This is a genomic window from Arthrobacter sp. HMWF013 (genome assembly GCF_003061105.1).
Taxonomy (GTDB): domain Bacteria; phylum Actinomycetota; class Actinomycetes; order Actinomycetales; family Micrococcaceae; genus Arthrobacter.
This window is the reverse complement of record NZ_QAIQ01000530.1, coordinates 1-2,548: the sequence shown is the minus strand read 5'-3', so window position 1 is coordinate 2,548 and position 2,548 is coordinate 1. Positions and strand designations below refer to the sequence as shown.

Sequence of the window (2,548 nt, the reverse complement as noted above, 5' to 3'; positions counted from 1 at the left end):
GGCAGACACTACGCCAGCGAACAACCCGACTGGGAACCACCACAACTGCCGGAATACGTGTTGGAAGACCGGCAGGCTTACTTGCCGGAGGCGCTCCCGCCCGCCGGCTCAGGGTTGCAGGCTGATTTAAGCCCGGCCGGGGATGCGAGGACCCGTTGATCTGTGAGGGCTGCTGCTGGTGGTCGGCCCCCGGAGTGTTTGACGGCAACGGGCCAACGCTGCTTCGTCGACGTCCGCGGGTGCTGAACGCCTCACGGCTGACCGTTCGTTTCAGCAGGTCGATAGCAGCGGTTGACCCCTATTGGGCGGGAAGGCCGTAGCGGTGTTCGGGACGGCCGGTAGTGCCATAGCGCAGCTGGATGTCCACGGCGCCGTCGTCGGCCAACGAGGACAGGTAGCGTTGCGCCGTGGCCCGGGATACCCCCACGCGCGTCGCGACTTCGGCAGCTGAGTATTGCTCACCGGGAACGAGTGACTCCAGGACCGCGGCCTCCGTGGCCGAGCGGGGCTTGGCCGACGGCGTCACATCGCCGGGAATCAGGGCCCGTTTGGCACGTTCCACAGCTTCCTGATCCAGCACGCCCGGCTGACCCAGAATACGGCGGTACCTGGCATAGGACCTCAACTGCTGTGACAGGGATTCAGCGGTGAACGGCTTCAACAGATACCCCAGGGCACCGCGACGAAAGGCAATACGGAGGGACGCCGCGTCCGACGCCGCGCTGAGGATCATCGTGTCCACGTCGAGCTGCTGCAGCAAATCAAGGCCGGACGCATCCGGCAGGTACACATCGAGCAGCACCAGGTCCGGGCGCAGGCTGTGGATCGCCTGCAGAGCCAACGACGCCGAACCCACCGGTGACAGTGCGAGGAATCCCGCCACTGAATCCACATAAGCGGCGTGCAGCTTGGCGACGTGGAAGTCGTCGTCCACGATCAACACCCTGTAATCCTCAGGCATCGTTATCCTCTCCAGCTGAGTCATTTCCAACTGAGTTAGTTGCGGCTGCGTCATTTCCGGCTGCGTCGTTTCCGGCTGCGCTGCTTCCCGCTGTGGTGCGGGGCAGCGACGCCATAAAGACCGCTCCCGGTCCGCCCGGCGAGCCGGCCTCCAGCACCCTCACGTCGCCGCCGCGGCGGCGGGCCAACTGCCGGGCCAGAGCCAGTCCCAGCCCCTGGCCACCACTGGACCGGCTGAAACCGGGAGTCCCGGATCCGGCAGCCGCCGAGCCCGCAGCCGCCGGGCCCGCGGGTGCTGCTCCGGCAGCCGCAGAGCCCGCAGCCGCTGACCCAGCGGCAGTCGTATATCCCTCCGCGAACACGGCTTCAGTGTCTGTCCCGGCGCCCAGCCCGTCACCTGAGTCGGCGACGACGATGTGCAGGGTGCCGCCGTCGTCGTCCGGTTCGTCGAGTACCTCCAGCTCCACCCAGCGGTCAGTGGAGGAGCCGGCCACAGCGGCATTCACCGCATTGTCGATCAGGTTGCCCAGGACAGTGGTCACGTCCTGCGGCTCGGTGACCTGGCCACGGACCAGTGTTTCGGGGCCGATCCGCAGCGTCACCCCGCGTTCGTCAGCCTCCACGCCCTTAGCACCCACGAAGGCCTGGAGATAGGGGTCCTGCAGCAGTTCGGCCTGGTCCACGGGAAATTTCAGTGGCCCGGTGGCGGCAAGCCCGGCCAAATAGTCGCGGGCCTGCTGGTGCTGACCGATGCTCATGAGACCGGCGATGGTGTGCAACTGGTTGGCGAACTCGTGGCGCTGGGCGCGCAGGGCCGTGGACATGGTGCCCACGGCGTCCAACTGCCGGGTCAGCTGCTGCAGTTCGGTACGGTCGCGCAGCATGATCACCCAGCCCAGGTCTTCGCGGCGGTGCAGGGCCTTGCGCGCGCTGACCACCAGCACGCGGCCGCCAGCGACGAGCTCAATGGCCTCCGCCTCCCTGGCATCCGGAAGTGTCAGGGCTTTGAGCTGGTCCGGCACCGGCGCGTCGGCCCAGGGAGTCCCGGCCAGGTCCGGCTGGGAGAGGAGGCGCTGCGCGGCGGCGTTGAAGACGCTGATCCTGCCATCGGCCGACACGCCGATGACGCCGTCGTCAACGCCCTGCAGTACGGCCACCTGATCGTGGACCAGGGTGCTGATCTCCTCCGGTTCCAGGCCCAGCGTCAGCCGCTGGAGCCTGCGCCGCAACAGGAACGATGCCAACACCCCGGCCAGCAGGGATCCCGCGGCAGCCAGTGCCACCGGTCCAACGTCCCGCGCAACAGTCTGGCTCACGCTCTCCATGGAATACCCGACGCTCACTTCACCCACGATGGCCGTGGTGCCGGGCGCGTAGACGGGGACCTTGGCGCCGGCCGACGGACCGAGGGTGCCGGTGTTGCGGGTGGTTACCTCCCGGCCGGCGAGGGCCTCGGACGGATCCGTGCTGACTTTTTCTCCCAGCCTTTCCGGGTCCGGGTGCGCCAGCCGCAGCCCGGTCTCGTCGGTAATGACCACAAAAAGTGCACCTGTCCGGGTCCGCGCAGCCTCGGCGGTGGCCATCAGCG

Annotated in this window: 2 protein-coding genes; both read right to left on the bottom strand. The window is 67.7% G+C overall.

Annotated features, from left to right (window positions below; translation table 11 throughout):
• Positions 1-298: 298 nt before the first annotated feature.
• Complete coding sequence (locus tag DBR22_RS18400; protein ID WP_108600199.1) at positions 299-961, bottom strand: response regulator; 663 nt, start codon at positions 959-961, stop codon at positions 299-301.
• Positions 954-2,548, bottom strand: a 1,595-nt coding sequence (locus tag DBR22_RS18395; RefSeq protein WP_108600198.1) for a sensor histidine kinase, incomplete at its 5' end; no start/stop codon positions are given. The genes DBR22_RS18400 and DBR22_RS18395, both read right to left, overlap by 8 nt.

Coding starts and splice junctions, on each gene's coding strand:
- DBR22_RS18400 (WP_108600199.1), bottom strand. CDS start 961: ATGCCTGAGGATTACAGGGTGTTGATCGTGGACGACGACTTCCACGTC.